At 59.5% G+C, this 26,996-nt stretch carries 25 protein-coding genes; 18 read left to right on the top strand and 7 right to left on the bottom strand.

The window, feature by feature from the left end:
- The first annotated feature begins 19 nt into the window (after positions 1 to 19).
- The 4 genes from H8F22_RS08345 to purT all read left to right on the top strand — a co-directional run bounded on the left by H8F22_RS08345 (position 20) and on the right by purT (position 2,602).
- On the top strand, positions 20 to 544 hold the full coding sequence (locus tag H8F22_RS08345) for a gamma carbonic anhydrase family protein (RefSeq protein ID WP_027924900.1): 525 nt from the start codon (positions 20 to 22) through the stop codon (positions 542 to 544).
- The gene (locus H8F22_RS08340; protein ID WP_027924901.1) at positions 541 to 756 is read left to right on the top strand and encodes a DUF1289 domain-containing protein; all 216 of its coding nucleotides are present in this window, start codon (positions 541 to 543) and stop codon (positions 754 to 756) included. The genes H8F22_RS08345 and H8F22_RS08340 overlap by 4 nt, the downstream gene beginning before the upstream one ends.
- A gap of 97 nt (positions 757 to 853) precedes the next feature.
- A complete protein-coding gene (locus H8F22_RS08335) occupies positions 854 to 1,321 on the top strand; it encodes a VUT family protein (protein WP_027924902.1) in 468 nt (155 codons plus the stop codon).
- Between the two features lie 99 nt (positions 1,322 to 1,420).
- On the top strand, positions 1,421 to 2,602 hold the full coding sequence (gene purT / locus H8F22_RS08330; RefSeq protein ID WP_027924903.1) for a formate-dependent phosphoribosylglycinamide formyltransferase: 1,182 nt from the start codon (positions 1,421 to 1,423) through the stop codon (positions 2,600 to 2,602).
- A gap of 86 nt (positions 2,603 to 2,688) precedes the next feature.
- On the opposite strand, the gene H8F22_RS08325 is transcribed toward purT, so the two are convergent.
- The 3 genes from H8F22_RS08325 to H8F22_RS08315 all read right to left on the bottom strand — a co-directional run bounded on the left by H8F22_RS08325 (position 2,689) and on the right by H8F22_RS08315 (position 6,273).
- Entirely contained in the window at positions 2,689 to 4,002 is a 1,314-nt protein-coding gene (locus tag H8F22_RS08325) for an MFS transporter (protein WP_027924904.1), read from the bottom strand.
- A 210-nt stretch (positions 4,003 to 4,212) separates the two neighbouring features.
- The gene (locus H8F22_RS08320) at positions 4,213 to 5,448 is read right to left on the bottom strand and encodes a transporter associated domain-containing protein (RefSeq protein ID WP_194939945.1); all 1,236 of its coding nucleotides are present in this window, start codon (positions 5,446 to 5,448) and stop codon (positions 4,213 to 4,215) included.
- A 12-nt stretch (positions 5,449 to 5,460) separates the two neighbouring features.
- A complete protein-coding gene (locus H8F22_RS08315; RefSeq protein WP_027924906.1) occupies positions 5,461 to 6,273 on the bottom strand; it encodes a cytochrome C assembly family protein in 813 nt (270 codons plus the stop codon).
- Between the two features lie 195 nt (positions 6,274 to 6,468).
- On the opposite strand from H8F22_RS08315, the gene ffh reads away from it, so the two are divergent.
- The 5 genes from ffh (at position 6,469) to rplS (ending at position 10,041) form a co-directional block, all read left to right on the top strand.
- On the top strand, positions 6,469 to 7,845 hold the full coding sequence (gene ffh / locus H8F22_RS08310) for a signal recognition particle protein (RefSeq protein WP_027924907.1): 1,377 nt from the start codon (positions 6,469 to 6,471) through the stop codon (positions 7,843 to 7,845).
- 251 nt (positions 7,846 to 8,096) lie between these two features.
- Positions 8,097 to 8,348, top strand: a complete 252-nt coding sequence (gene rpsP, locus H8F22_RS08305) for a 30S ribosomal protein S16 (RefSeq protein ID WP_007944872.1) — start codon at positions 8,097 to 8,099, stop codon at positions 8,346 to 8,348.
- 5 nt (positions 8,349 to 8,353) lie between these two features.
- Complete coding sequence (rimM, locus tag H8F22_RS08300; RefSeq protein ID WP_008014731.1) at positions 8,354 to 8,890, top strand: ribosome maturation factor RimM; 537 nt, start codon at positions 8,354 to 8,356, stop codon at positions 8,888 to 8,890.
- The gene (gene trmD, locus H8F22_RS08295; protein WP_154503229.1) at positions 8,872 to 9,645 is read left to right on the top strand and encodes a tRNA (guanosine(37)-N1)-methyltransferase TrmD; all 774 of its coding nucleotides are present in this window, start codon (positions 8,872 to 8,874) and stop codon (positions 9,643 to 9,645) included. Before rimM ends, trmD begins: the two co-directional genes overlap by 19 nt.
- A gap of 45 nt (positions 9,646 to 9,690) precedes the next feature.
- A complete protein-coding gene (gene rplS / locus H8F22_RS08290; RefSeq protein ID WP_003175895.1) occupies positions 9,691 to 10,041 on the top strand; it encodes a 50S ribosomal protein L19 in 351 nt (116 codons plus the stop codon).
- A gap of 58 nt (positions 10,042 to 10,099) precedes the next feature.
- Here the strand turns inward: rplS and H8F22_RS08285 are convergent, their stop codons facing one another.
- Positions 10,100 to 11,911 (bottom strand): cation:proton antiporter, encoded by a 1,812-nt coding sequence (locus H8F22_RS08285; RefSeq protein WP_027924908.1) that lies wholly within the window; start codon positions 11,909 to 11,911, stop codon positions 10,100 to 10,102.
- Positions 11,912 to 12,017: 106 nt separating this feature from the next.
- On the opposite strand from H8F22_RS08285, the gene xerD reads away from it, so the two are divergent.
- The 6 genes from xerD (at position 12,018) to H8F22_RS08255 (ending at position 18,735) form a co-directional block, all read left to right on the top strand.
- A complete protein-coding gene (gene xerD / locus H8F22_RS08280; RefSeq protein ID WP_027924909.1) occupies positions 12,018 to 12,914 on the top strand; it encodes a site-specific tyrosine recombinase XerD in 897 nt (298 codons plus the stop codon).
- 207 nt (positions 12,915 to 13,121) lie between these two features.
- The gene (gene dsbC, locus H8F22_RS08275; protein ID WP_010462985.1) at positions 13,122 to 13,853 is read left to right on the top strand and encodes a bifunctional protein-disulfide isomerase/oxidoreductase DsbC; all 732 of its coding nucleotides are present in this window, start codon (positions 13,122 to 13,124) and stop codon (positions 13,851 to 13,853) included.
- Between the two features lie 133 nt (positions 13,854 to 13,986).
- Entirely contained in the window at positions 13,987 to 15,291 is a 1,305-nt protein-coding gene (locus H8F22_RS08270; RefSeq protein ID WP_027924910.1) for a homoserine dehydrogenase, read from the top strand.
- 109 nt (positions 15,292 to 15,400) lie between these two features.
- Positions 15,401 to 16,810, top strand: coding sequence for a threonine synthase (gene thrC / locus H8F22_RS08265; protein WP_059181564.1), 1,410 nt, complete (start codon positions 15,401 to 15,403; stop codon positions 16,808 to 16,810).
- A gap of 121 nt (positions 16,811 to 16,931) precedes the next feature.
- Positions 16,932 to 18,284, top strand: a complete 1,353-nt coding sequence (locus H8F22_RS08260; protein WP_059181563.1) for a transporter substrate-binding domain-containing protein — start codon at positions 16,932 to 16,934, stop codon at positions 18,282 to 18,284.
- A gap of 163 nt (positions 18,285 to 18,447) precedes the next feature.
- The gene (locus H8F22_RS08255) at positions 18,448 to 18,735 is read left to right on the top strand and encodes a DUF3509 domain-containing protein (RefSeq protein WP_027924913.1); all 288 of its coding nucleotides are present in this window, start codon (positions 18,448 to 18,450) and stop codon (positions 18,733 to 18,735) included.
- 170 nt (positions 18,736 to 18,905) lie between these two features.
- On the opposite strand, the gene H8F22_RS08250 is transcribed toward H8F22_RS08255, so the two are convergent.
- Both H8F22_RS08250 and H8F22_RS08245 read right to left on the bottom strand, forming a co-directional pair.
- Positions 18,906 to 19,832, bottom strand: a complete 927-nt coding sequence (locus H8F22_RS08250) for a TIGR02285 family protein (RefSeq protein ID WP_059181562.1) — start codon at positions 19,830 to 19,832, stop codon at positions 18,906 to 18,908.
- A complete protein-coding gene (locus H8F22_RS08245; protein ID WP_194939944.1) occupies positions 19,813 to 21,012 on the bottom strand; it encodes a CaiB/BaiF CoA transferase family protein in 1,200 nt (399 codons plus the stop codon). Before H8F22_RS08245 ends, H8F22_RS08250 begins: the two co-directional genes overlap by 20 nt.
- Before the next feature lie 147 nt (positions 21,013 to 21,159).
- On the opposite strand from H8F22_RS08245, the gene H8F22_RS08240 reads away from it, so the two are divergent.
- The 3 genes from H8F22_RS08240 (at position 21,160) to H8F22_RS08230 (ending at position 24,825) form a co-directional block, all read left to right on the top strand.
- Positions 21,160 to 21,702: a YaeQ family protein gene (locus tag H8F22_RS08240; RefSeq protein ID WP_027924916.1), complete on the top strand. Its 543-nt coding sequence runs from the start codon at positions 21,160 to 21,162 to the stop codon at positions 21,700 to 21,702.
- A gap of 55 nt (positions 21,703 to 21,757) precedes the next feature.
- The gene (gene recJ, locus H8F22_RS08235) at positions 21,758 to 23,467 is read left to right on the top strand and encodes a single-stranded-DNA-specific exonuclease RecJ (RefSeq protein ID WP_194939943.1); all 1,710 of its coding nucleotides are present in this window, start codon (positions 21,758 to 21,760) and stop codon (positions 23,465 to 23,467) included.
- Between the two features lie 251 nt (positions 23,468 to 23,718).
- The gene (locus H8F22_RS08230; RefSeq protein ID WP_027924918.1) at positions 23,719 to 24,825 is read left to right on the top strand and encodes an NADH:flavin oxidoreductase/NADH oxidase; all 1,107 of its coding nucleotides are present in this window, start codon (positions 23,719 to 23,721) and stop codon (positions 24,823 to 24,825) included.
- 207 nt (positions 24,826 to 25,032) lie between these two features.
- On the opposite strand, the gene H8F22_RS08225 is transcribed toward H8F22_RS08230, so the two are convergent.
- Positions 25,033 to 26,658 carry a glucan biosynthesis protein D gene (locus tag H8F22_RS08225; RefSeq protein ID WP_194939942.1) on the bottom strand — a complete coding sequence of 542 codons (1,626 nt, stop codon included), beginning with the start codon at positions 26,656 to 26,658 and terminating at the stop codon, positions 25,033 to 25,035.
- Positions 26,659 to 26,996 lie beyond the last annotated feature (338 nt).

Raw genomic sequence — 26,996 nt, 5'->3', positions numbered from 1 at the left:
TGGCCTTGAGGACAACAAGATGAAATATCGCCTGGGCGACGCCCGCGTCGAAACCCATCCGCAGAGCTGGGTCGCACCCAATGCCGTGCTGGTGGGCAAGGTCAAACTGGAGGAGGGCGCCAACGTCTGGTTCAACGCCGTGCTGCGCGGCGACAACGAACTGATCCTGATCGGCAAGAACAGTAACGTCCAGGACGGCACCGTGATGCACACTGACATGGGCTACCCGCTGACCATCGGCACCGGCGTGACCATCGGCCACAACGCCATGCTGCATGGCTGCACCGTGGGCGATTACAGCTTGATCGGTATTAATGCGGTCATTTTGAACGGCGCGAAGATTGGCAAGAACTGCATCATCGGCGCCAATTCGCTGATCGGCGAAGGCAAGGAAATCCCGGACGGTTCGCTGGTCATGGGGTCGCCGGGCAAAGTGGTGCGGGAATTGACCGAGCCGCAGAAAAAGATGCTCGAGGCCAGCGCCGCCCACTATGTGCATAACTCGCAGCGCTACGCCCGCGATCTGGCCGAGCAGGAAGAATGAGCGCCACAGAACGGCCGGTGCTATCGCCCTGCGTGAATATTTGCGCGTTGGACGACGATGACATTTGCACCGGGTGTCAGCGCACGGTGGAAGAGATCACCCGCTGGAGCCGAATGACCAACGACGAGCGCCGCGCGGTGTTGGGGTTGTGTCATGAGCGGGCCAAATCCAGCGGCCTGCTCTGGATGATCGGCAAAACCCCAGACCTGTAGCAGCCTTCGGCCGCTGCTACAGGGTTTGCGTCGGGTTTGGTTGTTGGGCAGGGCTGAAGTAATCTGTGCGCCAAATTGACAGGTATCCCCACGCCCCATGCTCTTCCTGATCGCCTACATCTGCAGCGTCGTGCTGATCAACTACGCCTTTTCCACTGCCCCGCACCTCGACATTATCTGGTCGGCCTGGGGTGGGCTGGTGTTCGTGCTGCGCGACATGGTGCAAACCCGCTTCGGCCACGGCGCCATCGCCGCGATGCTGGCCGCGCTGGTGCTGTCCTACGTCACTTCCGATCCGTCCATCGCATTGGCCAGCGCCACGGCATTCGCGGTGTCCGAGTGCATCGACTGGCTGGTGTTCAGCATCACCAAGCGCCCGCTGCACGATCGCCTGTGGATAAGTTCGGCGCTGAGCATTCCTCTCGATACCTTCATCTTCTTCGGCATGATCGACGCCTTCACCCCGGGCGTGATCCTCACCGCCATGGGCTCGAAGTTCGCCGGCGTGACCGCCGTGTGGCTGATCATGGCCTGGCGCTTGCGCAAACAGGCCGTCGTCAGCTGAAGCCAAAGCCTTCGGTTCATGTAAAATGCCGCGCTTTCTCCCCATGGGAAGCGCGCCAGGCGCCGCATCCCTCGATGATCCGCTTCTTGAGGACCTGAGATGACCCGTATCGGAACTCCATTGTCGCCAACCGCGACCCGCGTATTGCTGTGTGGCTGTGGTGAGTTGGGCAAGGAAGTGGTGATCGAGCTGCAACGCCTGGGCGTTGAAGTGATTGCCGTGGATCGCTACGCCAACGCGCCGGCCATGCAAGTCGCCCATCGCAGCCACGTGATCAACATGCTCGACGGTGCTGCCCTGCGTGCCGTGATCGAAGCCGAGAAGCCGCACTTCATCGTGCCGGAAATCGAAGCCATCGCCACCGCCACCCTGGTTGAACTGGAAGCCGAAGGCTTCAACGTGATCCCGACCGCGCGCGCCGCGCAACTGACCATGAACCGCGAAGGCATCCGCCGCCTGGCCGCCGAAGAGCTGGACCTGCCGACCTCGCCGTACCACTTTGCAGACACCTTCGAGGACTACAGCAAAGCCGTTGAAGACCTCGGCTTCCCGTGCGTAGTCAAGCCAGTGATGAGCTCGTCGGGCAAGGGTCAGAGCCTGTTGCGCAGCGCCGATGACGTCAAAACCGCGTGGGACTACGCGCAAGAAGGCGGTCGTGCCGGCAAAGGTCGCGTGATCGTCGAAGGCTTCATCGACTTCGACTACGAAATTACCCTGCTGACCGTACGCCATGTCGGCGGCACCACGTTCTGCGCGCCGGTCGGTCACCGTCAGGAGAAGGGCGACTATCAGGAATCCTGGCAGCCGCAAGCCATGAGCCCGGTTGCCTTGGCTGAGTCCGAGCGCGTTGCCAAAGCCGTGACCGAAGCCTTGGGTGGTCGTGGGCTGTTTGGCGTTGAATTGTTCATCAAAGGGGATCAGGTGTGGTTCAGCGAAGTCTCGCCGCGTCCGCATGACACCGGCCTGGTGACCCTGATTTCCCAGGACCTGTCGCAATTCGCGCTGCACGCGCGGGCAATTCTGGGCCTGCCGATCCCGTTGATCCGTCAGTTCGGGCCTTCGGCTTCGGCGGTGATTCTGGTGGAGGGGCAATCGACCCAGACCGCTTTCGCTAACCTGGGTGCGGCATTGAGCGAGCCGGACACGGCGTTGCGTTTGTTCGGCAAGCCTGAAGTGAATGGTCAGCGCCGGATGGGTGTGGCGTTGGCGCGGGATGAGTCGATTGAATTGGCTCGGGCTAAAGCGACCCGTGCTGCTCAGGCTGTTGTTGTAGAGCTGTAACCGAGGCGCGACTATCGCGAGCAAGCTCGGCGCCTACAGGGAACGCGGTTCCTGTAGGCGCCGGGCTTGCCCGCGATGGCGATCTATCAGGCCACCCGATTCAAATCGTTGTGACGCGTCTCCTTCAGGCACAGCACCGCAATCAAGCTCAGCACCGCCGCCCCCGACACATACCCTCCGACATAACTCAAACCCCCCATCGCTACCAGTTTCTGCGCAAAGAATGGCGCCGCCGAGGCCCCGACGATCCCGCCCAGGTTGTAGGCAGCCGACGCACCGGTATAGCGAACGTGAGTTGGAAACAGCTCCGGCAGCAACGCACCCATCGGCGCAAACGTCACGCCCATCAGAAACAGTTCGATGCACAGGAACAGCGCTACACCCCAGGTCGAGCCGTGAGTCAGCAGCGGTTCCATCAAGAACCCGGACAGAATCGCCAACACGCCACCGATGATCAGTACCGGTTTGCGTCCATAACGGTCGCTGGCCCATGCCGACAGCGGCGTTGCGGCGGCCATGAACAGCACGGCGAAGCACAGCAGGGCGAGGAAGGTTTCACGGGTATAGCCGAGGGTCGACACACCATAACTCAGCGAAAATACCGTCGAGATGTAGAACAGCGCGTAGCACACCACCATCGACCCGGCGCCCAGCAGCATCGGTGCCCAGTATTGGCTGAACAGCTCGACCAGCGGGATTTTCACCCGTTCCTGACGGGCCATGGCATTGGCGAATACCGGGGTTTCGTGGAGCTTGAGGCGCACGTACAACCCGACCATCACCAGGACGGCACTGAGCAGGAACGGAATCCGCCAGCCCCACGAGCGGAATTGTTCGTCATTGAGGGTCATGGCCAGGGTCAGGAACAGCCCGTTTGCCGCCAGAAAACCAATCGAAGGGCCAAGCTGCGGAAACATACCAAACCAGGCGCGTTTGCCCTTGGGCGCATTCTCGGTCGCCAGCAACGCCGCACCGCCCCATTCACCGCCCAGTCCCAGGCCTTGGCCAAAGCGCAGCACGCACAGCAGGATCGGTGCCCAGGCGCCAATGCTGTCGTAACCCGGCAACACGCCGATCAACGTGGTGCAGACGCCCATCAGCAGCAGCGAGGCCACGAGGGTGGATTTTCGCCCGATACGGTCACCGAAATGGCCGAATAACGCTGAACCCAGCGGTCGCGCAAGAAAGGCGATGCCGAAGGTGAGGAACGCCGACAGCATTTGCGCGGTGCCGGAGGTCTGAGGGAAAAACACCGGCCCGATCACCAGTGCGGCCGCAGTGGCATAGACGTAGAAGTCGTAAAACTCGATGGCGGTGCCGATGAAGCTCGCGGTGGCCACCCGAGTGGCGGAGTTCGTCGGCGCAGGCGTGGTTTCGGTATAAGTCGTGCTGGTCGTCATGCGGTTATCCCTGACAGTCATGTGCCCCAGTGGAGCGAATTATTATGGTCGAACACCCAGGGATGTGGGTTTTGATGCGGAGTGCGGGTAGCACAGGGGTGGGGCGGGGCTTGGGTAAGCGCTCCGATTATAGGAAGGCGCCTAACGATCAAACAAGCGCAAATCCTTGTAGCAGCCTTCGGCAGCTGCTACAGGGGGAGGGCGGGGTGATTAGAGGATGGCTGGCACCGAGCTGGTATGCCAGATCAGCACCCGCGTGACGCGATTATCTTCGGTTTCCAGAATCTCCAGCCGGTAGCGCCCGATCTTCAGGCAGACCGCGCTGTCCGGAATGGTTTCCAGCGCTTCGGTCACCAACCCGTTAAGGGTTTTCGGACCGTCGCTAGGCAGATGCCAGCCGAGGCTCTTGTTCAGATCGCGAATTGACGCCGCACCATCGATCACCAGGCGCCCGTCGGCCTGCGGATGGATGTGCGGATTGTCCAGGCTGTGCTGGCTTTCGAATTCGCCGACGATTTCTTCCAGAATGTCTTCCAGGGTGACGATGCCAAGCACTTCGCCGTACTCGTCGACCACCATGCCCAAGCGGCGCTGCTGCTTGTGGAAATTCAGCAATTGCAGCTGCAGCGGGGTGCTTTCCGGGACGAAATACGGGTCATGGCTGGCCGCCATCAGCGCCTCCATGGTCAGGCTGGCATCCGGCAGCAAATGACGAATGTGCCGGGTATTGAGCACCGCTTCAACCTGGTTGATGTCGCTGTGGAAGACCGGCAGGCGCGTGCGCTTGTTGTGGCGCAATTGCTCGATGATTTCCTCGATCGGGTCGTCGAGGTTGATGCCGTCGACGTCACTGCGCGGCACCAGAATGTCGTTAACCGTGATGTTGTCCAGCGCGTGGATGCCGGACAGCGGGTGCGGGCGGCAGACATTGTGGTCGTGATCGTCGTGGCGATCCCCGGGTATTTCATCTTCGCTCTGCTGCACCACTTTGACTTTGCGGGCGAACGGTCGCATCAGCAATTGGCTGATGGCGTTGAGCAGCCAGGCGGCCGGGTAGATGATTTTCAGAGGAACACCGAGCAAGGTGTTGCCCAGGTTCAGCACGGCGTCAGGGTAGCGAGTCGCGAAGGTGCGCGGCAGGTAGTCGGCGAATATCAGCAGTGCGGCGCCAGCACCGATGCAGGCAGCCCACGGACCATTGGCCGACCAAGTGAAAATCGCCAGCAAGGTGCTGATGACCATGACCAGCGCGCGACACAGGGTATTGCAGAAAATCAGGCTGTTGAGCGGAAAGCTCAGCTTCGCCACCGGTTTGTCGCTTGAGCGCGAGGCGGTGCGCTGGGCCAGCAAATGCTGTTGTGCCACTTCGATGGCGGTAAACAGCCCCGACCATAAAATCAGCAGGGCCAATACAGCGAGCATCGGCCCTATGGGCAAGTCGTCCATTAATGCCGCTCGTCAGATATGCAGGATGTATTCACGAACCAGCTTGCTGCCGAAATACGCCAGCATCAGCAGGCAGAAACCGGCGAGGGTCCAGCGAATCGCCTTGTGTCCACGCCAGCCGAGTCGGTTACGGCCCCACAGCAGCACGCTGAAGACAATCCAGGCCAGGCACGCCAGCAAGGTTTTATGCACCAGATGCTGGGCGAACAGGTTGTCGACAAACAGCCAGCCGGAGATCAATGACAACGATAGCAGGGTCCAGCCGGCCCACAGGAAACCGAACAACAGGCTTTCCATGGTTTGCAGCGGCGGGAAGTTCTTGATCAGCCCTGAGGGATGCTTGTGCTTGAGCTGGTGGTCTTGAACCAGCAGCAGCAGCGCCTGGAACACCGCGATGGTGAACATGCCATAAGCGAGGATCGACAAGAGGATATGGGCGAGGATGCCCGGCTCTTCGTCAATGACCTGTACGGTGCCGGCCGGCGCAAACTGCGCCAGCAGCACGGTCGCGGCCCCCAACGGGAACAGCAATATGAGCAGGTTTTCCACCGGGATTCGCGAGCAGGCCAGCAGGGTCAATGCGATGACCGCTGCGGCAATCAGGCTGGCGGCGCTGAAAAAGTCCAGGCCCAGGCCGATCGGCGTCAGCAGATGGGTGAACAGGCTGGCGCTGTGGGCCAGTACGGCCAGCACGCCGAGCGTGACCAGCAGGCGCTTGTTCGCCTTGGCGCCGGTGGCCAGACGAGAGCCCTGATATAGAGTCGCAGCGGCATATAAGCAGGCGGCGGCGAGAGTGGTAAGCAAACTGGGTGACAAGGGGAGCATAAATCCTGTTAGGCAAGCCCGAAAGGCGCTGAGTTTGGCATAGAACCCCCGCTGCACGAAAGTGTGAGGTGTCCGCCAGACGCAGTCTTCGCTATAATCCGCGACCTGCCCACGCCGCAGGCTCGCCGAGCACATGTTTATTCCGGTCTGGGCCGCCATTATCCCGGTCTACACAGGGCCTGAAAGGATCGCGCAATGTTTGAAAACTTAACCGACCGTCTCTCGCAGACGCTGCGCCATGTCACCGGCAAGGCCAAGCTGACCGAGGACAACATCAAAGACACCCTGCGCGAAGTGCGCATGGCGTTGCTCGAAGCCGACGTCGCCTTGCCAGTGGTCAAAGACTTCGTCAATTCGGTCAAGGAGCGCGCTGTCGGCACCGAGGTGTCGCGCAGCCTGACGCCGGGCCAGGCCTTTGTGAAGATCGTCCAGGCCGAGCTCGAAAGCCTGATGGGCGCAGCCAACGAAGACCTGAACCTGAGCGCCGTTCCACCTGCCGTGATCCTGATGGCCGGTTTGCAGGGCGCCGGTAAAACCACCACCGCCGGCAAGCTGGCGCGCTTCCTTAAAGAGCGCAAGAAGAAGTCGGTCATGGTCGTGTCCGCGGACGTTTACCGTCCAGCGGCGATCAAACAGCTGGAAATGCTTGCCGGTGAAGTCGGTGTGACCTTCTTCCCGTCCGACCTGAGCCAGAAGCCGGTCGACATCGCGCAAGCGGCTATTAAAGAAGCAAAACTGAAATTCATCGACGTGGTCATCGTCGACACCGCCGGTCGTCTGCACATCGACGAAGAGATGATGGGCGAGATCAAGGCGCTGCACGCCGCGATCAACCCGGTCGAAACGCTGTTCGTGGTTGACGCCATGACCGGCCAGGATGCTGCCAACACCGCCAAGGCGTTTGGTGATGCACTGCCGCTGACCGGCGTGATCCTGACCAAGGTCGACGGTGATGCCCGTGGCGGTGCCGCACTGTCGGTTCGCGCCATCACCGGCAAGCCGATCAAGTTCATCGGTATGGGCGAGAAGAGCGACGCGCTCGATCCGTTCCACCCTGAGCGTATTGCTTCGCGCATCCTCGGCATGGGCGACGTGCTCAGCCTGATCGAACAGGCCGAAGCCACCCTCGACAAGGACAAGGCCGACAAACTGGCCAAGAAACTGAAGAAGGGCAAAGGCTTCGACCTCGAAGACTTCCGCGATCAGTTGCAGCAAATGAAAAACATGGGCGGCCTCGGCGGCCTCATGGACAAACTGCCGAACATCGGCGGCGTCAACCTGGCGCAAATGGGCAATGCCCAGGGTGCGGCAGAAAAGCAATTCAAGCAGATGGAAGCCATCATCAACTCCATGACCCCGGCCGAGCGCCGCGACCCTGAGATGATCAGCGGTTCGCGCAAGCGCCGGATTGCCATGGGTTCCGGCACTCAGGTGCAGGACATTGGTCGCTTGATCAAGCAACACAAGCAGATGCAGAAGATGATGAAGAAATTCTCCGCGAAAGGCGGAATGGCCAAGATGATGCGCGGCATGGGCGGTATGTTGCCCGGCGGCGGCATGCCAAAGATGTAAAGAATTCGCGTCGGCAGTCATGTCGGCGCAACCCCCACACGGAAGTGGGATCTCCAGCAAACCCGCACTTGGCGGGAGCTGACTGGCCGTTTTCAACGACGGCTCTATAGCAAATCTGGATGGCGTCCGATAGGCCGCCGGAAAAAGTCATTTGCAAAAGTCCGGATATTCCTTAGAATATGCGGCCTTTCGGGCACCTATGCCCGCTGTGCCTTTAGATTTGCAGCACCGACTACAGGAACGATGTTCACATGCTAACAATCCGTCTTGCCCTTGGCGGCTCCAAAAAGCGCCCGTTTTACCACTTGACCGTAACCGACAGCCGCAACCCGCGCGACGGTTCGCACAAGGAACAGGTTGGTTTCTTCAACCCTGTTGCTCGTGGTCAAGAAGTCCGTCTGTCCGTGAACCAAGAGCGCGTAGCCTACTGGCTGAGCGTTGGTGCACAACCTTCTGAGCGTGTTGCTCAGTTGTTGAAGGACGCGGCTAAGGCTGCGGCCTGAGCAATATGAACGCGACGCCAGCTGTTGCTGATGATTTGATCGTTATCGGCAAAATTTATTCGGTTCATGGCGTTCGCGGCGAAGTGAAGGTGTATTCCTTTACTGATCCGACAGAAAACCTGTTGCAGTACAAAACCTGGACGCTCAAGCGCGAAGGCAATGTGAAACAGGTCGAGCTGGTCAGCGGACGTGGGAACGACAAGTTCCTGGTCGCGAAGCTCAAGGGTCTTGATGATCGTGAAGAAGCTCGTCTTCTGGCCGGTTACGAGATCTGTGTGCCGCGCAACCTGTTCCCTGAATTGACCGACGGCGAGTACTACTGGTACCAGCTGGAAGGTCTGAAGGTTATTGATCAACTCGGGCAATTGCTCGGGAAAATCGATCATCTTCTGGAAACCGGCGCCAATGATGTAATGGTGGTCAAGCCTTGCGCTGGCAGCCTGGATGATCGCGAACGCCTGTTGCCCTATACGGAGCAATGCGTGTTGGCCGTCGACCTTGCCGCAGGCGAGATGAAGGTGGAATGGGATGCGGACTTCTAAGCGTGGCTAACTTGCGCGTAGAAGTGATCAGTTTGTTTCCCGAGATGTTCTCCGCCATCAGCGAGTACGGCATCACCAGTCGGGCGGTGAAACAGGGGCTCTTGCAGCTCACCTGTTGGAACCCGCGAGACTACACGACGGATCGACATCACACTGTGGATGATCGCCCATTTGGCGGTGGTCCGGGCATGGTGATGAAGATCAAGCCCCTGGAAGATGCTCTGGTTCAGGCCAAAGCAGCAGCCGGGGAGGCGGCGAAGGTAATTTACCTGTCCCCCCAAGGCCGTCAACTGACTCAGTCGGCGGTGCGCGAGTTGGCGAATCTGGATGCATTGATCCTGATTGCCGGCCGCTATGAAGGCATTGACGAGCGATTTATTGAAGCTCATGTCGATGAAGAGTGGTCGATTGGCGACTATGTACTGTCTGGCGGCGAGCTGCCGGCGATGGTCCTGATCGATGCGGTTACACGACTGCTGCCTGGAGCTTTAGGGCATGCGGACTCCGCTGAGGAAGATTCCTTTACGGATGGTTTGCTGGATTGCCCGCACTACACCCGACCGGAGGTGTATGCGGATCAGCGTGTTCCCGACGTGTTGCTAAGTGGCAATCACGCGCATATCCGGCGTTGGCGTTTACAGCAGTCCCTTGGTAGGACCTTTGAACGACGCGCCGATCTTCTGGAAAGCCGCTCGCTTTCTGGAGAAGAGAAGAAGCTGCTCGAGGAATACATCCGCGAGCGGGACGATAGTTAACAACGTATCGATGGTAGATCCGACGATTTACCTTAGGAGCACAGCATGACTAACAAAATCATCCTTGCACTCGAAGCAGAGCAGATGACCAAAGAGATCCCTACCTTTGCCCCGGGCGACACCATTGTCGTTCAGGTGAAAGTGAAGGAAGGCGACCGTTCGCGTCTGCAAGCGTTCGAAGGTGTTGTTATCGCCAAGCGTAACCGCGGCGTAAACAGTGCATTCACCGTTCGTAAAATCTCCAACGGTGTTGGCGTAGAGCGTACTTTCCAGACCTACAGCCCGCAAATCGACAGCATGGCCGTTAAACGTCGCGGTGACGTACGTAAAGCCAAGCTGTACTACCTGCGTGACCTGTCCGGTAAAGCAGCTCGCATCAAGGAAAAACTGGCTTAAGTCCAGCTTCCGATGCAGAAAAAAGCAGCCTTCGGGCTGCTTTTTTGTTGCCTGCGATTTACGCTGCCGCGCTATCTTCAGGCTGAATCAATGCCAACACCGTCCACCCTGCCGAAGGTTTAAGCGCACTGTCCGGCGTCACCACATGCACCCAGCCGCTGTCATCGCGAGCAAACAGCAACGTCGCCCGCTCACCATGCAACGCCTGATACTCCTCCCAGCCAAAGCCCTCGGTCAGATGCGTGCTGTACAGCTCCGCCCCCTGATGCAGCTGATTGGCCAGTTTTACGTAAGTTAACTCCTCATTGCCCAGCAAACGCCCGCGATGCTCATGGCTGGCGCGATGCTTGTCGGTGCGTCGGCTCTCCTGACCGCTGGCCAGCCCGAACAAGCGTTGATGACCAAAGTCATGACGAAAGCGCATCGACGCCAGTGTGTTCAGTTCGCCGGACGGCGATAGCGTCAGCAAATGTCCCAGCCCGACCAGGTCCAGGTGCGCGTCCGCATGCTGCGACGCCGGATTGCCGAAGTACGTCGGCAAGCCCTCCATGCGCGCCGCTCGAATATTTTCCCAGCTCGAGTCCGTCAGGAGCACTCGACTGCCCAGTTGTTGCAAGGCTTTGCCCAAGGTTCGCGCCGGAGCGTTGGCCCCGACGATCAGAAAGCCGCTGGGCGCCGGTTCAGCCACTTTCAGCAAGCGCGCCAACGGTCGCGCTGTGGCACTTTGCAGCACCACCGTGCCAATGATCACGGCAAACGTCAGCGGCACCAGCAGCAAGGCACCTTGGTGACCGGCCTCATGCAGGCGAATCGCGAAAATCGCTGACACGGCCGCCGCGACAATCCCGCGCGGGGCTATCCACGACAGCAGCGCCCGTTCGCGCCAGCTCAGATTCGAGCCGAGGGTGGAGAGCGTCACGTTCAAGGGACGTGCGATGAACTGAATGATCAGCAGCAGAATCAGCACCAGCGGCCCGAGGCCGATCATGGCGTTCAGATCGAGGCGCGCCGCCAGCAAGATGAACAGCCCCGAAATGAGGAGCACGCTGAGGTTTTCCTTGAAGTGCAGGATATGCCGCACATCCACCCCTTTCATGTTGGCCAGCCACATGCCCATCAAGGTCACGGCCAGCAGTCCGGACTCGTGCATCACTTCGTTGGCGGTAATGAAAATGCCCAGCACCGCGGCCAGCGCGGCCAGATTGTGCAGGTACTCCGGCAGCCACTGGCGCCGAATGATCATGCCGAGCACCCAGCCACCGGCCACCCCGAACACGCCGCCGCACAGAATCACGCCGCCAAAGGTCAGCAAGCTATGGCTCAAGCCTTCACCCGCGGCGCTGGCGATGATGAAGCTGTAGACCACCACGGCGAGCAAGGCACCAATCGGGTCGATGACGATGCCTTCCCAGCGCAGGATGTTGGCGATCGACGCTTTGGGCCGCACCACGCGCAACATCGGCACGATCACCGTGGGGCCGGTGACCAGCGTCAGGCTGCCGAACAGGATGGCGAGCAACCAGTCGAAACCCAGCAGGTAATGGGTCGCGACGGCGATGACCACCCAGGTCGAGAGCGCGCCGATGGTGACCAGTCGATGCACCACGCTACCTATCTCGCGCCATTCCGACAGGTGCAGCGTCAGGCTGCCTTCAAACAGGATCAGCGCCACCGCCAGCGACACCAGCGGCATCAATAGCGGCCCGAACATGGCCTGCGGGTCGAGCCAGCCCAGAATCGGCCCCACCAGAATGCCGGTGAGCAGCAGGAAAAGAATCGCCGGCAATTTCAGGCGCCACGCCAGCCACTGACAACCCAACGCCGCTGCGCCGATACCGCCAATCGCCAACAGAATCTGCTGTTCGTTCATTGAAGCTCCTGTTCCTTGAAGTAGCGGGCTATGAAAGACTAGCGGCCATTTATTCCGTTCACCCTTTTTTCGCACGCTGTCTCAAGACTGCGTGTCTAGAGCGATCATGCCTGCTATCGATCATCCCCTGATAGACCAATTCCTCGACGCCCTGTGGCTGGAGAAAGGTCTTTCCGACAACACCCGCGATGCCTACCGCAGTGACCTGGCCCTGTTCAACGGCTGGCTGCAGGAGAAGGGCCTGGAGTTGGTCAATGCCGGTCGCGAGTTGATCCTCGATCACCTGGCCTGGCGTCTCGAGCAGAACTACAAACCCCGTTCCACCGCGCGATTTCTCTCAGGTGTGCGTGGCTTTTATCGCTATCTGCTGCGGGAAAAACTGATCGCCGTCGACCCGACCTTGCGCGTCGACATGCCTCAGTTGGGTAGGCCGTTGCCTAAATCCCTGTCGGAAGCCGACGTAGAAGCCTTGCTCAAGGCGCCGGATCTAAGCGAGGCCATCGGCCAGCGTGACCGCGCCATGCTCGAAGTGCTTTACGCCTGTGGTTTGCGAGTGACCGAGCTGATCAGCCTGACGCTGGAGCAAGTCAACCTGCGCCAGGGTGTGCTCAGGGTGATGGGCAAGGGCAGCAAGGAGCGACTGGTGCCGATGGGGGAGGAGGCGATTGTCTGGGTCGAACGCTACATGCGCGACGCCCGTGGCGAGCTGCTCGGTGGTCGTCCCAGTGATGTGTTGTTTCCCAGTCAGCGCGGCGAGCAAATGACCCGCCAGACCTTCTGGCACCGCATCAAGCACCAGGCCAAGGTCGCCGGGATCGGCAAGTCGCTGTCGCCCCACACCTTGCGCCATGCCTTCGCCACGCATCTGCTCAACCACGGCGCCGACCTGCGTGTGGTGCAAATGCTGCTCGGCCACAGCGATTTGTCGACGACCCAGATCTACACCCACGTCGCCCGGGCGCGCTTGCAAGACCTGCATGCCAAACATCACCCGCGCGGTTAACACAGGACTCTGTAGCAGCCGGACGCAGGCTGCGCCAGCCGCTACATAAAGCGTCGGGCACCGTGAGCGAAATGTCGTGCATCAGGCGCATTCGGCCACACGGACCTTATGTGGTAGGCTTTGCCGGTTTGTACGATGGGCGGTTATGACCCGGTGTTTCGGCACGGGCGTTCTGATCGTCCCATTTGTCCGCCTTCAGGAGTTCTCATGCGTCTGACCCAGATTTTCGCCGCCGCCGCCATTGCGTTGGTCAGCACCTTTGCCGTCGCCGATGACGCGGCCGACAAAGCCATTCGTAAAAGCCTGGAAAACCTCCAGCTCGAAGTACCGGTAGAAAGCATCTCCGCCAGTCCGCTGCCGGGCCTGTACGAAGTCAAACTGCAAGGCAGCCGCGTGCTCTACGCCAGCGCCGATGGCCAATATGTGGTTCAGGGCTACCTGTTCCAGCTCAAGGACGGCAAACCGGTCAACCTGACCGAGAAGACCGAACGCCTGGGCGTGTCCAAACTGGTCAACGCAATCCCTGTCGCGGAAACTGTGGTCTACCCGGCCATCGGTGAAACCAAGTCGCACATTACCGTGTTCACCGACACCACCTGCCCGTACTGCCACAAACTGCACGCCGAAGTGCCTGAGCTGAACAAGCGCGGCATCGAAGTGCGCTACGTCGCGTTCCCGCGTCAGGGCCTGGGCTCGCCGGGTGACGAGCAACTGCAAGCGGTCTGGTGCTCGAAAGACAAGAAAGCGGCCATGGACAAAATGGTCGACGGCAAGGAAATCAAGGCCGCCAAGTGCGATAACCCGGTTTCCAAACAGTTCGCCCTCGGTCAGTCGATCGGCGTGAACGGCACACCGGCCATCGTTTTGGCCGACGGTCAGGTCATTCCGGGCTACCAGCCTGCGCCACAAGTCGCCAAACTGGCATTGGGCGCGAAGTAAATTCGCATCGTCACGGTCAGCCATTGACGATCGTGGTCCGGCAGCGTCATCGCCAGGCCATTAATAGAGAGCCGCGAGCACGCGGCTGTTTTCACGGCCGACCTTGAGTCGGCCGTTTTATGGGGAGTTCACAGTGAAACCGGTCAAAGTAGGCATCTGTGGGTTAGGAACCGTCGGTGGCGGTACCTTCAACGTACTTCAGCGCAACGCCGAGGAAATTGCTCGTCGTGCCGGGCGTGGAATCGAAGTGGCACAAATTGCCATGCGCACGCCAAAGCCTCAGTTCCAGACGACCGGTATTGCGATTACCAACGATGTCTTCGAAGTGGCCACGAACCCTGAGATCGACATCGTTATAGAGCTGATGGGCGGCTACACCGTTGCCCGCGAGCTGGTACTCAAGGCCATCGAGAATGGCAAGCATGTGGTCACCGCGAACAAGGCATTGATTGCCGTTCACGGTAATGAAATTTTCGCCAAGGCTCGCGAGAAAGGCGTGATCGTGGCGTTCGAAGCGGCTGTGGCCGGTGGCATTCCGGTGATCAAGGCGATCCGTGAAGGCCTGTCCGCCAACCGCATCAACTGGGTCGCCGGCATCATCAACGGCACCGGCAACTTCATCCTCACTGAAATGCGTGAGAAAGGTCGCACCTTCGAAGACGTGCTGGCCGAGGCGCAAGCCCTGGGCTACGCCGAAGCCGATCCGACCTTCGACGTTGAAGGTATCGATGCCGCTCACAAGCTGACGATCCTGGCGTCCATCGCGTTCGGTATCCCGCTGCAGTTCGACAAGGCTTACACCGAAGGCATCACCAAGCTGACCACCGCTGACGTGAATTACGCCGAAGCGCTGGGCTACCGCATCAAGCACCTCGGCGTGGCTCGCAGCACTGCGGCCGGTATCGAGTTGCGTGTGCATCCGACGCTGATTCCGGCCGATCGTTTGATCGCCAATGTCAACGGCGTGATGAACGCCGTCATGGTCAATGGCGATGCTGCCGGTTCGACCCTGTTCTACGGCGCAGGTGCCGGCATGGAGCCAACCGCTTCGTCGGTGATCGCCGACCTGGTGGACGTGGTTCGCGCCATGACCTCCGACCCGGAAAACCGCGTACCGCACCTGGCCTTCCAGCCGGATTCGTTGTCGGCGCATCCGATCCTGCCGATCGAAGCCTGCGAAAGCGCCTACTACCTGCGCATTCAGGCCAAGGACCATCCGGGCGTGTTGGCCCAGGTGGCGAGCATCCTCTCGGAGCGCGGCATCAACATCGAATCGATCATGCAGAAAGAAGTGGAAGAGCATGACGGTCTGGTGCCGATGATCCTGCTGACGCACCGTGTGCTGGAACAGCACATGAACGACGCGATTGCCGCCCTTGAAGCGTTGACGGGTGTGGTCGGTCCGGTTGTACGGATCCGCGTCGAGCACCTGAACTAAACAAAAGCAGCGGCAAGCTGCGAGCTCCAAGCGGCAAGTCAAAGGCAGTCCGGCTTTTACTTGCAGCTTGTAGCTTGAAACTTGAAGCTCAAACCAAAGGTTTGCCCCTATGCGTTATATCAGTACCCGCGGCCAGGCACCGGCCCTGAATTTCGAAGACGTCCTGCTGGCCGGTCTCGCCACCGACGGCGGTCTGTACGTCCCGGAAAACCTGCCACGATTCACCCAGGAAGAAATCGCTTCGTGGGCCGGCCTGCCGTATCACGAGCTGGCTTTCCGGGTGATGCGCCCGTTCGTTACCGGCAGCATCCCGGACGCCGATTTCAAAAAAATCCTCGAAGAAACCTACGGTGTGTTCTCGCACAGCGCCGTTGCGCCGCTGCGTCAGCTGAACGGCAACGAATGGGTTTTGGAGCTGTTCCACGGCCCGACCCTGGCGTTTAAAGACTTTGCCCTGCAACTGCTCGGTCGTTTGCTCGACTACGTGCTGGAAAAGCGCGGGGAACGCGTGGTAATCGTTGGCGCCACCTCCGGTGATACCGGTTCGGCCGCCATCGAAGGCTGCAAGCACTGCGAAAACGTCGACATCTTCATCCTGCACCCGCACAACCGTGTGTCCGAAGTGCAGCGTCGCCAGATGACTACCATCTTCGGCGAGAACATCCACAACATCGCCATCGAAGGCAACTTCGATGACTGCCAGGAAATGGTCAAGGCGAGCTTCGCCGACCAGAGCTTCCTCAAAGGCACACGCCTGGTCGCGGTGAACTCGATCAACTGGGCGCGGATCATGGCCCAGATCGTTTACTACTTCTATGCATCGCTGCAACTGGGTGGCCCGGCGCGTTCGGTATCGTTCTCGGTGCCGACCGGTAACTTCGGCGACATCTTCGCCGGTTACCTGGCGCGCAACATGGGCCTGCCGATCAATCAGTTGATCGTCGCCACCAACCGCAACGATATCCTGCACCGCTTCATGAGCGGCAATCAGTACGTCAAGGAAACCCTGCACGCCACGCTGTCGCCGTCGATGGACATCATGGTCTCGTCGAACTTCGAGCGCCTGCTGTTCGACCTCCACGGTCGCAACGGCGCAGCGATTGCCGGGCTGATGGACAGCTTCAAGCAGGGTGGCGGTTTCAGCGTCGAACAGGAACGCTGGACCGAAGCCCGCAAGCTGTTCGATTCCCTGGCCGTGGATGACGCACAGACCTGCGAAACCATCGCCGAAGTGTACGAACAAACTGGCGAGCTGCTGGACCCGCACACCGCCATCGGCGTGAAGGCTGCGCGCGAGTGCCGTCGCAGTCTGGACATTCCAATGGTGATCCTTGGGACGGCCCATCCGGTCAAATTCCCGGATGCCGTGCAGAAAGCGGGTGTAGGAAAAGCGCTTGAACTCCCTACACATCTTTCTGATTTGTTTGAGAGAGATGAGCGTTGCACCGTGTTGCCAAACGACCTGAAAGCCGTGCAGGCCTTTGTCAGTCAGCATGGCAACCGTGGCAAGCCGTTGTAACCGCTAAAAGCTGTCACATTTTGAAGCCCGTCTCCTGACGGGCTTTCTCATTTCTGCGTGCCACACTTGTTGCGTTTTCGCCCCATGAAGGACGGGCGAGTTGATCGCGAAGGAAGTGGTAATGCAGTTTTTCAAAAGGCTCGGACCAGCCGTGTGCTGGATGTTTTTAGTCAGTGTCATGGGCTTTACCCACGCGGCGCTGGCAGCGCAATGGGTGAATTCCGAGGCGAAGGAGGCGGTTGTCGATGCGACGATCAAACTCGACGCAGAGGAATTGCGATGGATTGCCGAGCACCCGCAAGTCACCGTCGCATCGGTGCAGTACCCGTTGTATCTGTTCAAGGATGAGCACGGCCGATGGAGTGGCTTGAACAACGATCTGCTCAATCGCATCAGTGCCATGACAGGCTTGAAGTTTGTTCACGAAGAATCGTTTTCCACTGATCAGATGCTCGGGCGTCTGGAAAGCGGCGCCGCGGACATGAGCACGACACTGGCAGTGAATGACGAACGCAAAGGCTTTCTGGATTTCAGTCATGCCTTTGGTGGTGCTGGCTGGGTGTTCGTGGGGCGGGCAGAAGAACCTCTGGTGCAGTCCCTCGAGCAGTTGTCGAAAAAAGTCCTGGTGCTGCCGACCCGGCATGCACTCGAAGGTACGATTCGCCACGACTATCCGGCGATCGAACTGCGCTCGGTCAAAACCTATGCCGAAGCCAGGGCATTGGTTGAAAGCGGTGAAGCCTTTGCCACCATCGAAAATGAAATCGGGGCGCAGCTGTATCCGCTGGGGCAACTCAAGGTCGGGCGTGCGGTGGAGGGCAAATGGGAGGCCGATCATCTGGCCGTACGCAAAGGTCAGTCGCCGTTGCTGAGCATCCTCAACAAGGCGCTTGAGGCCTTTCCACCTGCCGAGTTGCGGGCCATTCGCTTGACGTGGCTCAGCGGAATCGGATCAATGAAGACGCCCACCCTCTGGCAGCGGCTTAGCGATTGGGGGTGTTGGGGCTTGGTTGTCGTCGGTCTTTTTGGTCTGCTTTCATTGCTCTGGAACCGACGCCTGGCCGGCTTGAACCAGCAACACCTGAACGATGAGATGAACCTCAACGATCAACTCGCCTTCCAGCATGCCTTGATGGATGCCATGCCCGATCCGGTGTTTGTACGTGATCTGCAAGGGCGTTTGATCATGTGCAACAAAAGTTATGAAGAGAGTCTGGCAACCCGTTTCGACCAGATTCAGGGGCGACAGTTGATCGAACTCGATCTCCTGCCCAAAGTGACGGCAGAGCGCTTGCATGCAGAGTTCATTACCCTGTTGAGTACACGCAAGCCCCGGTTCGTTGAGCGTCAATTGGAGTTCAAGAACGGTGTCAGGGATATCTATCAGTGGACGGTGCCGTTCTACAGCGGCGATGGCCAATTGCGCGGTCTGCTCGGAGGCTGGACGGATAAAGACAGGCGGCGGGGTAAGTGATGCGGCTGTTTTTTCCCTGTCATCTTTGCCGTGCATGCTCTATCGACCAGAGGCGCCGACGCGCCTGCACCTGGAAATCCAGAACTTTCTTCTCGGGCCAGTGGTCATTAACTGTGAGCACGCCCCAGGCACTTTGTTTTCGGACTATTGAGTGGTGATCGAGATGGAAAGTATCAGTCTATTGCTCGGTGAGGCACTGAGCCCGTATCAGGTCACGCTGACCCCGTCGGGTGCCCATGGCGAATGCCTGGTGACGTTGAAGAATGCGACCGGCGCGATAGTGGTGGAACGCGCCTTCAATCAGGCTCAGTTGACCGACAAGCGTCTGCTGACCGATGTCGTCGACGGATTGCACCGCGACGTGCTCATTGCCGAAGGACGGCTGGAGCCCTGTGTTATCGCGGCGTTGCGTAATGCAGCCCAGGAGAAAATGCTGGCTCGCAGAAATTGACGTGATTGTTGTGGGAACCTTCCTGCGCTTAGGTCAGTCAGACCATGTAACAGCAGGATCAAGCATTGCGCTCCGGTGCTTGTAGCTTGCTGCTACTGGTCTTTATGTAGGCCACGTTTAACCCCGAGTCGTCTCCCCACTTCTCGGGGTTTCTTTTTGCCCGCGATTTGTCAGTGCTCGGCCTGATGCTCGAAAAACGCCTTGGTTTCTGCCAGATAATCCTTACGCCTTTCGGGATCGAGCCAGTCGGCATACAACGGGTCCAGTCGCTCATGAGGCAGTGTGCGCAATAGCTGGTTTATTCTGCTGATCGCCTGGCGTCCCTGGTCTGTATTGGTGCAACCGATGTGCCCGGACATGTATTTGCCCGTGCCCTTGATCGGATAAAACGCCAGTTCATCATCGGAAATGTGCTCTTGACGAGCCAGGTAGCGAATTTCTGGCCAGTAACCCAGCACCACCTGCAATCGTCCCAGACGTTGCATCTGCAACAGGCTGCCGAGCGCATCGTTGCCGTAGTGAGGCGTCAGAGCACCGGCCGGTGCCTGCTTTAGCAATGCATCGAGGACTTGTCCGTAACTGCGTTCGGCCACCACGCCGACTTTCTTGCCACTGCCGGCCAACAGCGCTGCCAAATCGACTTCACCATCGCTCAGAAACGGTTCCAGCACGGGTCGATTTTCCTTGCGAACCACAAGTCCATTGCTCACGGCGCGGAAGGCTGGAATCGAAAAGGCGATCCACTGTTCCCGCTCCTTGGTCCAGACCAGCGAGGGATCGCAGGTAAACGACGGTTCGTGAAGCATCTGCATACCGCGGGCGCGGTTGACCCGCATCAGGATGTGTTCGTATTGCGGCATGCCGGCAATCAACAGCGGCAGCATCTGATCGATGATCCCCTGACCTTTTTTCGGGCCCTCGAAGATCATCGTCGGTGGCAAATCACGCAGCAACCAGATCAGCGTCTCTTTAGGTTGCGCCGAGACGGGGAGTGCCAGCCCGGCCAACAGCCAGAAAGCCGCCATTGCGCACCCGTTGCGGGGGGCGTGGAGGGCTGATGAAAGCAGGCGCTTCAGCTTAGATGGCCCCGTCTTCACGCAGCTTTTCGATCTGTACCTTGTCGTAACCAAGATCGTGCAGTACCTGCGCATTGTGTTCGCCCAACTGCGGCCCGACCCATTCCGAAGTGCCAGGTGTCTCTGAGAGTTTCGGCACAATGCCCGGCATCTTGAAATCTTTACCGTCCGGAAGCTTGGCCTGCAGGAACATTTCCCTGGCCAGGTATTGCGGGTCGCTGAACATGTCTTCGGCACTGAAGATCCGGCTGGCCGGCACGTCAGCCTGATTCAGCCGTTCGATCACGGTATCCAGCGGCAGTGAATTGACCCAGCGATCGATCACGCCGTAAATCTCGTCACGACGGCTGTCACGTCCGTCGTTGCTGGTCAGTGCCGGGTCATTGGCCAGGTCTTCGCGGCCGATGATCAGCATGAACCGTTTGAAAATTGCATCACCGTTGGCGCCGATCTGCACATGTTTGCCGTCGGCGCTGGTGTGGATCGAAGAGGGTGTGATGCCCGGCATGATGTTGCCGGTGCGTTCGCGAATGAAACCAAACACATCGAACTCCGGCACCATGCTTTCCATCATGGCGAAGATGGCTTCATACAACGCCACGTCGACCACTTGGCCGAGGCCGCCGTTCACTTCGCGATGACGCAGGGCCATCAGCGCGCCGATTACGCCCCAGAGTGCTGCAATCGAGTCACCGATGGAAATCCCGGTGCGCACCGGTGGTCGGTCTTCGAAACCGGTGATGTAGCGCAAGCCGCCCATGGACTCACCGACCGCGCCGAAACCTGGCTGGTCCTTCATCGGCCCGGTCTGACCAAAACCGGAGAGACGTACCATCACCAGTTTCGGGTTCAACGCGTGCAGGACGTCCCAACCCAGGCCGAGCTTTTCCAGCACACCGGGGCGAAAATTCTCGATCAGGATGTCCGCTTCAGCGAGCAGTTTTTTCAGAATCGCCAGGCCATCCGGGTGTTTCAGGTTCAGGGTCAGGGACTTTTTATTGCGCGCCTGGACGAACCACCACAGCGAGGTGCCTTCGTACAGTTTTCGCCATTTGCGCAATGGATCGCCACCGTCGGGGGATTCGATCTTGATCACTTCGGCGCCAAACTCGCCGCAAATGCGCGAGGCAAACGGCCCGGCGATCAACGTACCCAATTCGATGACTTTCAGACCTGAGAGCGGTTTTCCGGTGAGCGGCATGCGGGATCCTGTAGGACAAAGGCTGAGCAGAGATAGCGTTTTAACATAGCCGAACGTCAGACGAGCAAGCAGAATCGCCTTCAGTTCGATGATTGCCTACAGCATCGGTTAGACTTGCCGCCTTTCCTCGTATCAAGAAGCCCGTTCATGGCCCAGCCGTCCACGACCTACAAGTTTGAACTGAACCTCACCGACCTCGACCGCAGCATCTACGAGACCGTGAAGCAGACCATCGCCCGTCACCCTTCGGAAACCGAAGAGCGCATGACCGTGCGGCTGTTGGCCTACGCCTTCTGGTACAACGAGCAGCTGTCATTCGGTCGTGGTCTGTCAGACGTGGATGAACCTGCCCTGTGGGAAAAGAGCCTGGACGACCGCGTCCTGCACTGGATCGAAGTCGGCCAGCCAGACGCCGATCGCCTGACCTGGTGCTCGCGTCGCACCGAACGCACCAGCCTGTTGGCTTATGGCAGCCTGCGCGTCTGGGAAACCAAAGTGATCCCTGCGATCAAAAACCTGAAGAACGTGCACATTGCTGCCGTGCCTCAGGAAATCCTGGAAACCCTGGCCAAAGACATGCCACGGGTGATCAAGTGGGACGTGATGATCAGCGAAGGGACGATTTTCGTCACCGACGACCGTGGTCAGCACGAAGTCCAGTTGCAATGGCTGCAAGGCGAGCGCGGCTAATACTGCGCTGGCAACAGACTCATCCCACGTAATCAAGAGAAGCTTCCGTCACCCCATGCGTATCGAACCTCGCCTGTTGCCCGACACCCTGCCATTTCTCGGTGATTTGCCGCCGCTGTTGACCCGCCTGTACGCGGCGCGGGGCGTGCTGACCGAGGCTGAACTGGACAAGAGCCTGGCGCGGCTGATTCCGTTCCAGCAGCTCAAAGGCATCGATGCCGCCGTGGATTTGCTGGTGACGGCGCTGGAACAGCGCCAGCGCATTCTGATCGTCGGCGACTTTGACGCCGATGGTGCCACGGCCAGTACCGTGGGCGTGTTGGGCTTGCGCCTGCTGGGTGCGGCTCACGTCGACTATCTGGTGCCAAACCGGTTTGAGTACGGCTATGGCCTGACGCCGGAAATTGTCGAAGTCGCGTTGACCCGTACGCCGCAATTGCTGATCACCGTGGACAACGGAATTTCCAGTGTCGAAGGCGTGGCGGCGGCGAAAAAGGCCGGTCTCAACGTGCTGGTCACCGACCACCACTTGCCCGGCGATGAAATGCCGCTGGCCGATGCCATCGTCAATCCGAACCAGCGAGGGTGCGATTTCCCGAGCAAGGCATTGGCCGGTGTCGGGGTGATTTTCTATGTACTGATGGCGCTGCGTGCGCGTTTGCGCAGCCTTGGCTGGTACGAGAGCAAGCCGCAGCCGAACATTGGCGAGTTGCTGGACCTGGTGGCGCTGGGCAGCGTCGCCGACGTGGTGCCGCTGGATGCCAACAACCGGATTCTGGTCCATCAAGGTCTGGAACGGATTCGCGCCGGGCGTGCGCGGCCGGGGATCAAGGCGATTCTCGAAGTCGCCAAGCGTGAGCCGGCGCGCATCACCTCTACCGATCTGGGCTTCATTGTCGGCCCGCGCCTTAACGCGGCAGGGCGGCTGGACGACATGAGCCTGGGCATCGAATGCCTGCTCACCGACGACGCGGGGCTGGCGCGGGAAATGGCCGTGCAACTCGACGGTATGAACCAGGACCGCAAATCCATCGAACAGGGCATGCAGCGCGAAGCGCTGGCGCAACTGAAGGATTTGCCGGTCGAGTCGATGCCGTTCGGTTTGTGCCTGTTCGATCCCGAGTGGCACCAGGGTGTCATCGGCATCCTTGCTTCACGGATGAAAGAGCGCTATTTCCGCCCGACCATCGCCTTTGCCGATGCCGGTGACGGCTTGCTCAAGGGCTCGGGGCGTTCGGTTCAGGGGTTCCACATTCGCGACGCGCTGAGCGTGGTGGCCACGCAACATCCCAACCTGATCAGCAAGTACGGCGGCCACGCGATGGCGGCCGGGCTGACGCTACCGGAAGCGAATTTTCCGCTGTTTGCCGAGGCCTTTGATGCGGAAGTGCGTCGGCAATTGCGTGAAGAAGACCTGACCGGCCGGCTGCTGTCGGACGGCACGCTGGCGGTCGAAGAGTTCCACCTCGAACTGGCGCGGGCCCTGCGTCATGCCGGTCCTTGGGGGCAGCACTTTCCGGAGCCGCTGTTCCATGGCGTGTTCCAACTGGTTGAGCAGCGCGTTGTCGGTGAACGCCACCTGAAAGTGGTACTGAAAAGCGAATGCGGTTCGGTGAAACTCGACGGCATCGCCTTCGGCATCGACCGTGATATCTGGCCGAACCCGACCATCAAGTGGGTGGAACTGGCCTACAAACTCGACCTCAACGAGTTTCGCGGTAACGAAACCGTGCAGTTGATGATTGCCCACATCGAACCGCGGTGACCCCATCGCGGGCAAGCCTTGCTCCTACAGGCGCATGGCGTGCCCGCGATAGCGATCTTCCTGACGCCAAATATCCCAGGAACCCTCCCTCATCCCCCGATGTCGACTAGGCTCTAAGCACTGCTTGATTATCCTTGTGACGTCTTGTCGAATTTTTTGCCCGCGGGGGCGGGTGCTGCGCCTTTTTCCTGTCACTCGTCGACTTTTCAAACAGAACCCTGGAGCCTGCCCACTGATTCGAGAGGTGCCCCATGAGTCTGCTGCTTGAACCCTATACCCTGCGTCAATTGACCCTGCTCAACCGTATCGCGGTCTCCCCGATGTGCCAGTACTCCAGCGTCGATGGGCTGGCCAATGACTGGCACCTTGTCCACCTCGGCAGTCGTGCGGTCGGTGGCGCCGGCCTGGTGTTTACCGAAGCAACCGCCGTCACCGCCGACGGGCGCATCACCGCTCAAGACCTTGGCCTGTGGACTGACGAGCAGATCGAACCCCTGCAACGCATTACCCGCTTCATCGCCGCTCAGGGCGCTGTGGCCGGCATCCAGTTGGCACACGCCGGGCGCAAGGCCAGCACTCATCGGCCGTGGCTCGGCAAACATGGCAGCGTTAAACCCGAAGACGGCGGCTGGGTGCCGGTAGGCCCGTCGACTATTGCTTTCGACCCGCAGCACACGCACCCAAGGCAACTCGAAGAAAGCGAGATCGCTGAGGTCATTCAGGCTTTTGTCGCTGCTGCCCAGCGTGCATTGACCGCCGGATTCAAAGTGGTCGAAATCCACGCCGCCCACGGTTACCTGTTGCATCAATTTCTGTCGCCCCTGAGCAATCAGCGCCGCGATCAATACGGTGGTTCATTCGAGAATCGCATCCGACTGGTGCTGCAAGTCACCGAAGCGGTGCGTGCGGTATGGCCTGAAGAACTGCCGCTGTTCGTGCGGGTATCGGCCACCGATTGGGTGGAAGATGGCTGGAACCCGGATGAAACCGTGGAACTGGCGCGCCGCCTCAAAGGGCTGGGCGTGGACCTGATCGACGTGTCCTCGGGCGGTACGGCGGCCAATGCCGAAATTCCGACAGGACCCGGTTATCAAACCCGCTTCGCCGAGCGCGTGCGCAAGGAGTCGGGCATTGCCACCGGCACGGTCGGCATGATCACCGAGCCGGCCCAGGCCGAACATATCTTGCGCACATGCCAGGCGGACATCATCTTCCTGGCGCGAGAACTGCTGCGCGATCCGTATTGGCCGCTGCATGCCGATGATGATTTAGGCGGGCGCAAGGCTATCTGGCCTGCGCAATACCAGCGGGCGACGCACCGGGATCAGCCGATACATGAGTCGGATTTGCGTGACTGAATGCGGCTGTAAAACCAAAAAGCCCCGATCGATGTGATCGGGGCTTTTGCGTTTCTGGGCGGGAACATTTGTCGCCTGTCAGGCCGTCTTCGCGGGCAAGCCCGCTCCCACAGGGTTTCAGTAGAGTTCACTCCTTTTGTGCAACACAGCCGATCCTTGTGGGAGCGGGCTTGCCCGCGAAGAGGCCCGCCCAGACAACCCTTAACTTCAGGTGTACTTACGCTTATCCGGCGCCGGCGGAAAGTACTGATACAACCAGGTCTCACTCAACGTCCGGTCATTGGTCCGGATGAACAACCGCAGCTCTACCGGCTCCACGCTGTCATTGGTCGGGAACCAGTCAAAGGTAATGCGATAACCCTTGATGTCGTCCAGCACCAACACATTGAAATCCTTCACCTGCCCGTTCGAGCACGTCACCACGGGCTCGATCCCTGCGCCTTCCGGCAAGCGATCCAGACCGCCACCGGTGAAGTCCACCGCAAAGCGCCGCGCCCAGACTTCCGGGTAATGCTCGCCCGGCGCCCAGCCTTCGGTGAAGCCGCCCATGCCCGAACGGGTCGCATTGACCCGCGCCAGCGGCGTGCCGACCGGAGGCAGCGCGCTCCAGTAGAGCTTGTAGCCGTAATTCAGGGAATCACCGGCCGCGACCGGTTTTTTCGGGGTCCAGAACGCGACGATGTTATCCAGCGTCTCGCCGGTGGTAGGAATTTCCAGCAGATCGATAGAGCCTTCGCCCCACGCCGTTGTCGGTTCTACCCACAGGCTCGGACGCTTGCTGTACCAATCGACGGTGTCCTGGTAGCTGGCGAACTCATGGTCGGTCTGTACCAGGCCGAAACCTTTCGGATCGGTGTCGGCAAAGGCATTGAATTGCAGTGTCGCGGGGTTGTTCAGCGGGCGGCAGATCCACTCACCGTTGCCGCGCCACATCGCCAGACGATCCGAGTCGTGGATCTGCGGGTGAATGGTGTCGCACATGCGCCGCTCATGGGTGCCGCAGCTGAACATGCTGGTCATCGGCGCGATGCCCAGTTGCTCGATGGCGGTACGCGCGTTGATGTGGGCATCGACAGCCATGACCACCTGACTGGCCTGGCAATCGATGTCGAAACGGTAAGCACCGGTCGCGCTCGGCGAATCCAGCAGGGCGTAGACCACGAAACGGGTGCTGTCCTTGTCCGGCGTCTCGAACCAGAACTTGGTGAAGTCCGGAAACTCCTCGCGCTTCTTGGCGTACGTATCAATCGCCAACCCGCGCGCCGACAGACCGTACTGGCCGGTGGCGTCTACCGCACGGAAGTAACTCGCGCCGAGGAAAGACAACACATCGTGCCGGTCCAGCTCCGGAGCCTTGAACAGCTTGAACCCGGAAAACCCCAGGTCGCCCGTCAGCTGCTTGGTGTCGACCGTGGTTTTTTCATAGTTGAACAGTGAAGGGCGGAAATGCACCTCCCGCGCCTGACGCGTCTTGGGATCGACGCTGTACATGCGCACCGGCTGCTTGAACCCCATGCCGACGTGGAAAAACTGCACGTCCAGCTGACCGTTCAAATCCTTCCACAGCGAGTGATTCGCGTCGTAGCGGATCGCGTTGAAGTTCTGCGGCGTCATGGTCGCCAGCGTCGGCGGCAGCACCTGCTTGGTGTCCTGATAGCGGTTGCCGGCGAGCTGCTTGGCCTGAATCTTCAGCGCTTCAAAATCGAACGCCTGAGCCTCGCCATCCGCCGTACCGTTGCCCGCCCAGGCACGGCTGGCCAACAGGCCGGTGGCGGACAAACCGGTGTAGGCCGCGATGGCCATGGACGCTTTGAGCAAATTCCTGCGATGCATAAGTACAACCTGTCGTGAGCAATCCCGCGCCGTTCCTGGCACGTGCTGGATCAAAAATAACGGTTCGGACATGCCTTCGACCAAACGCAACGGACTGTAAAGAGATGCCAAATAGCTTAAACCGTTCGATCACAGACCAAAATTGATGGATAGCACTTTGATGGTTCGGCAATGAAACAAGACATTTCGGTTCATTTTTCTGACAGCGCCTTCTGATTTATAGGGCATTTCTGCTTTTTTTGACTAATTACTCTAAAAACCGCTTTTCAGTGCCGGGAATGTTCCTATTCTGTGCTCATGACCGGCTTCAGCCCTTAAGGCCGGCGACAAACAAAAAG

Origin of the sequence: Pseudomonas mucoides, from assembly GCF_015461845.1 — a bacterium.
GTDB lineage: Bacteria > Pseudomonadota > Gammaproteobacteria > Pseudomonadales > Pseudomonadaceae > Aquipseudomonas > Aquipseudomonas mucoides.
Note: the sequence above shows the minus strand (reverse complement) of the source record. Positions and strands in the feature narration are given on the sequence as shown.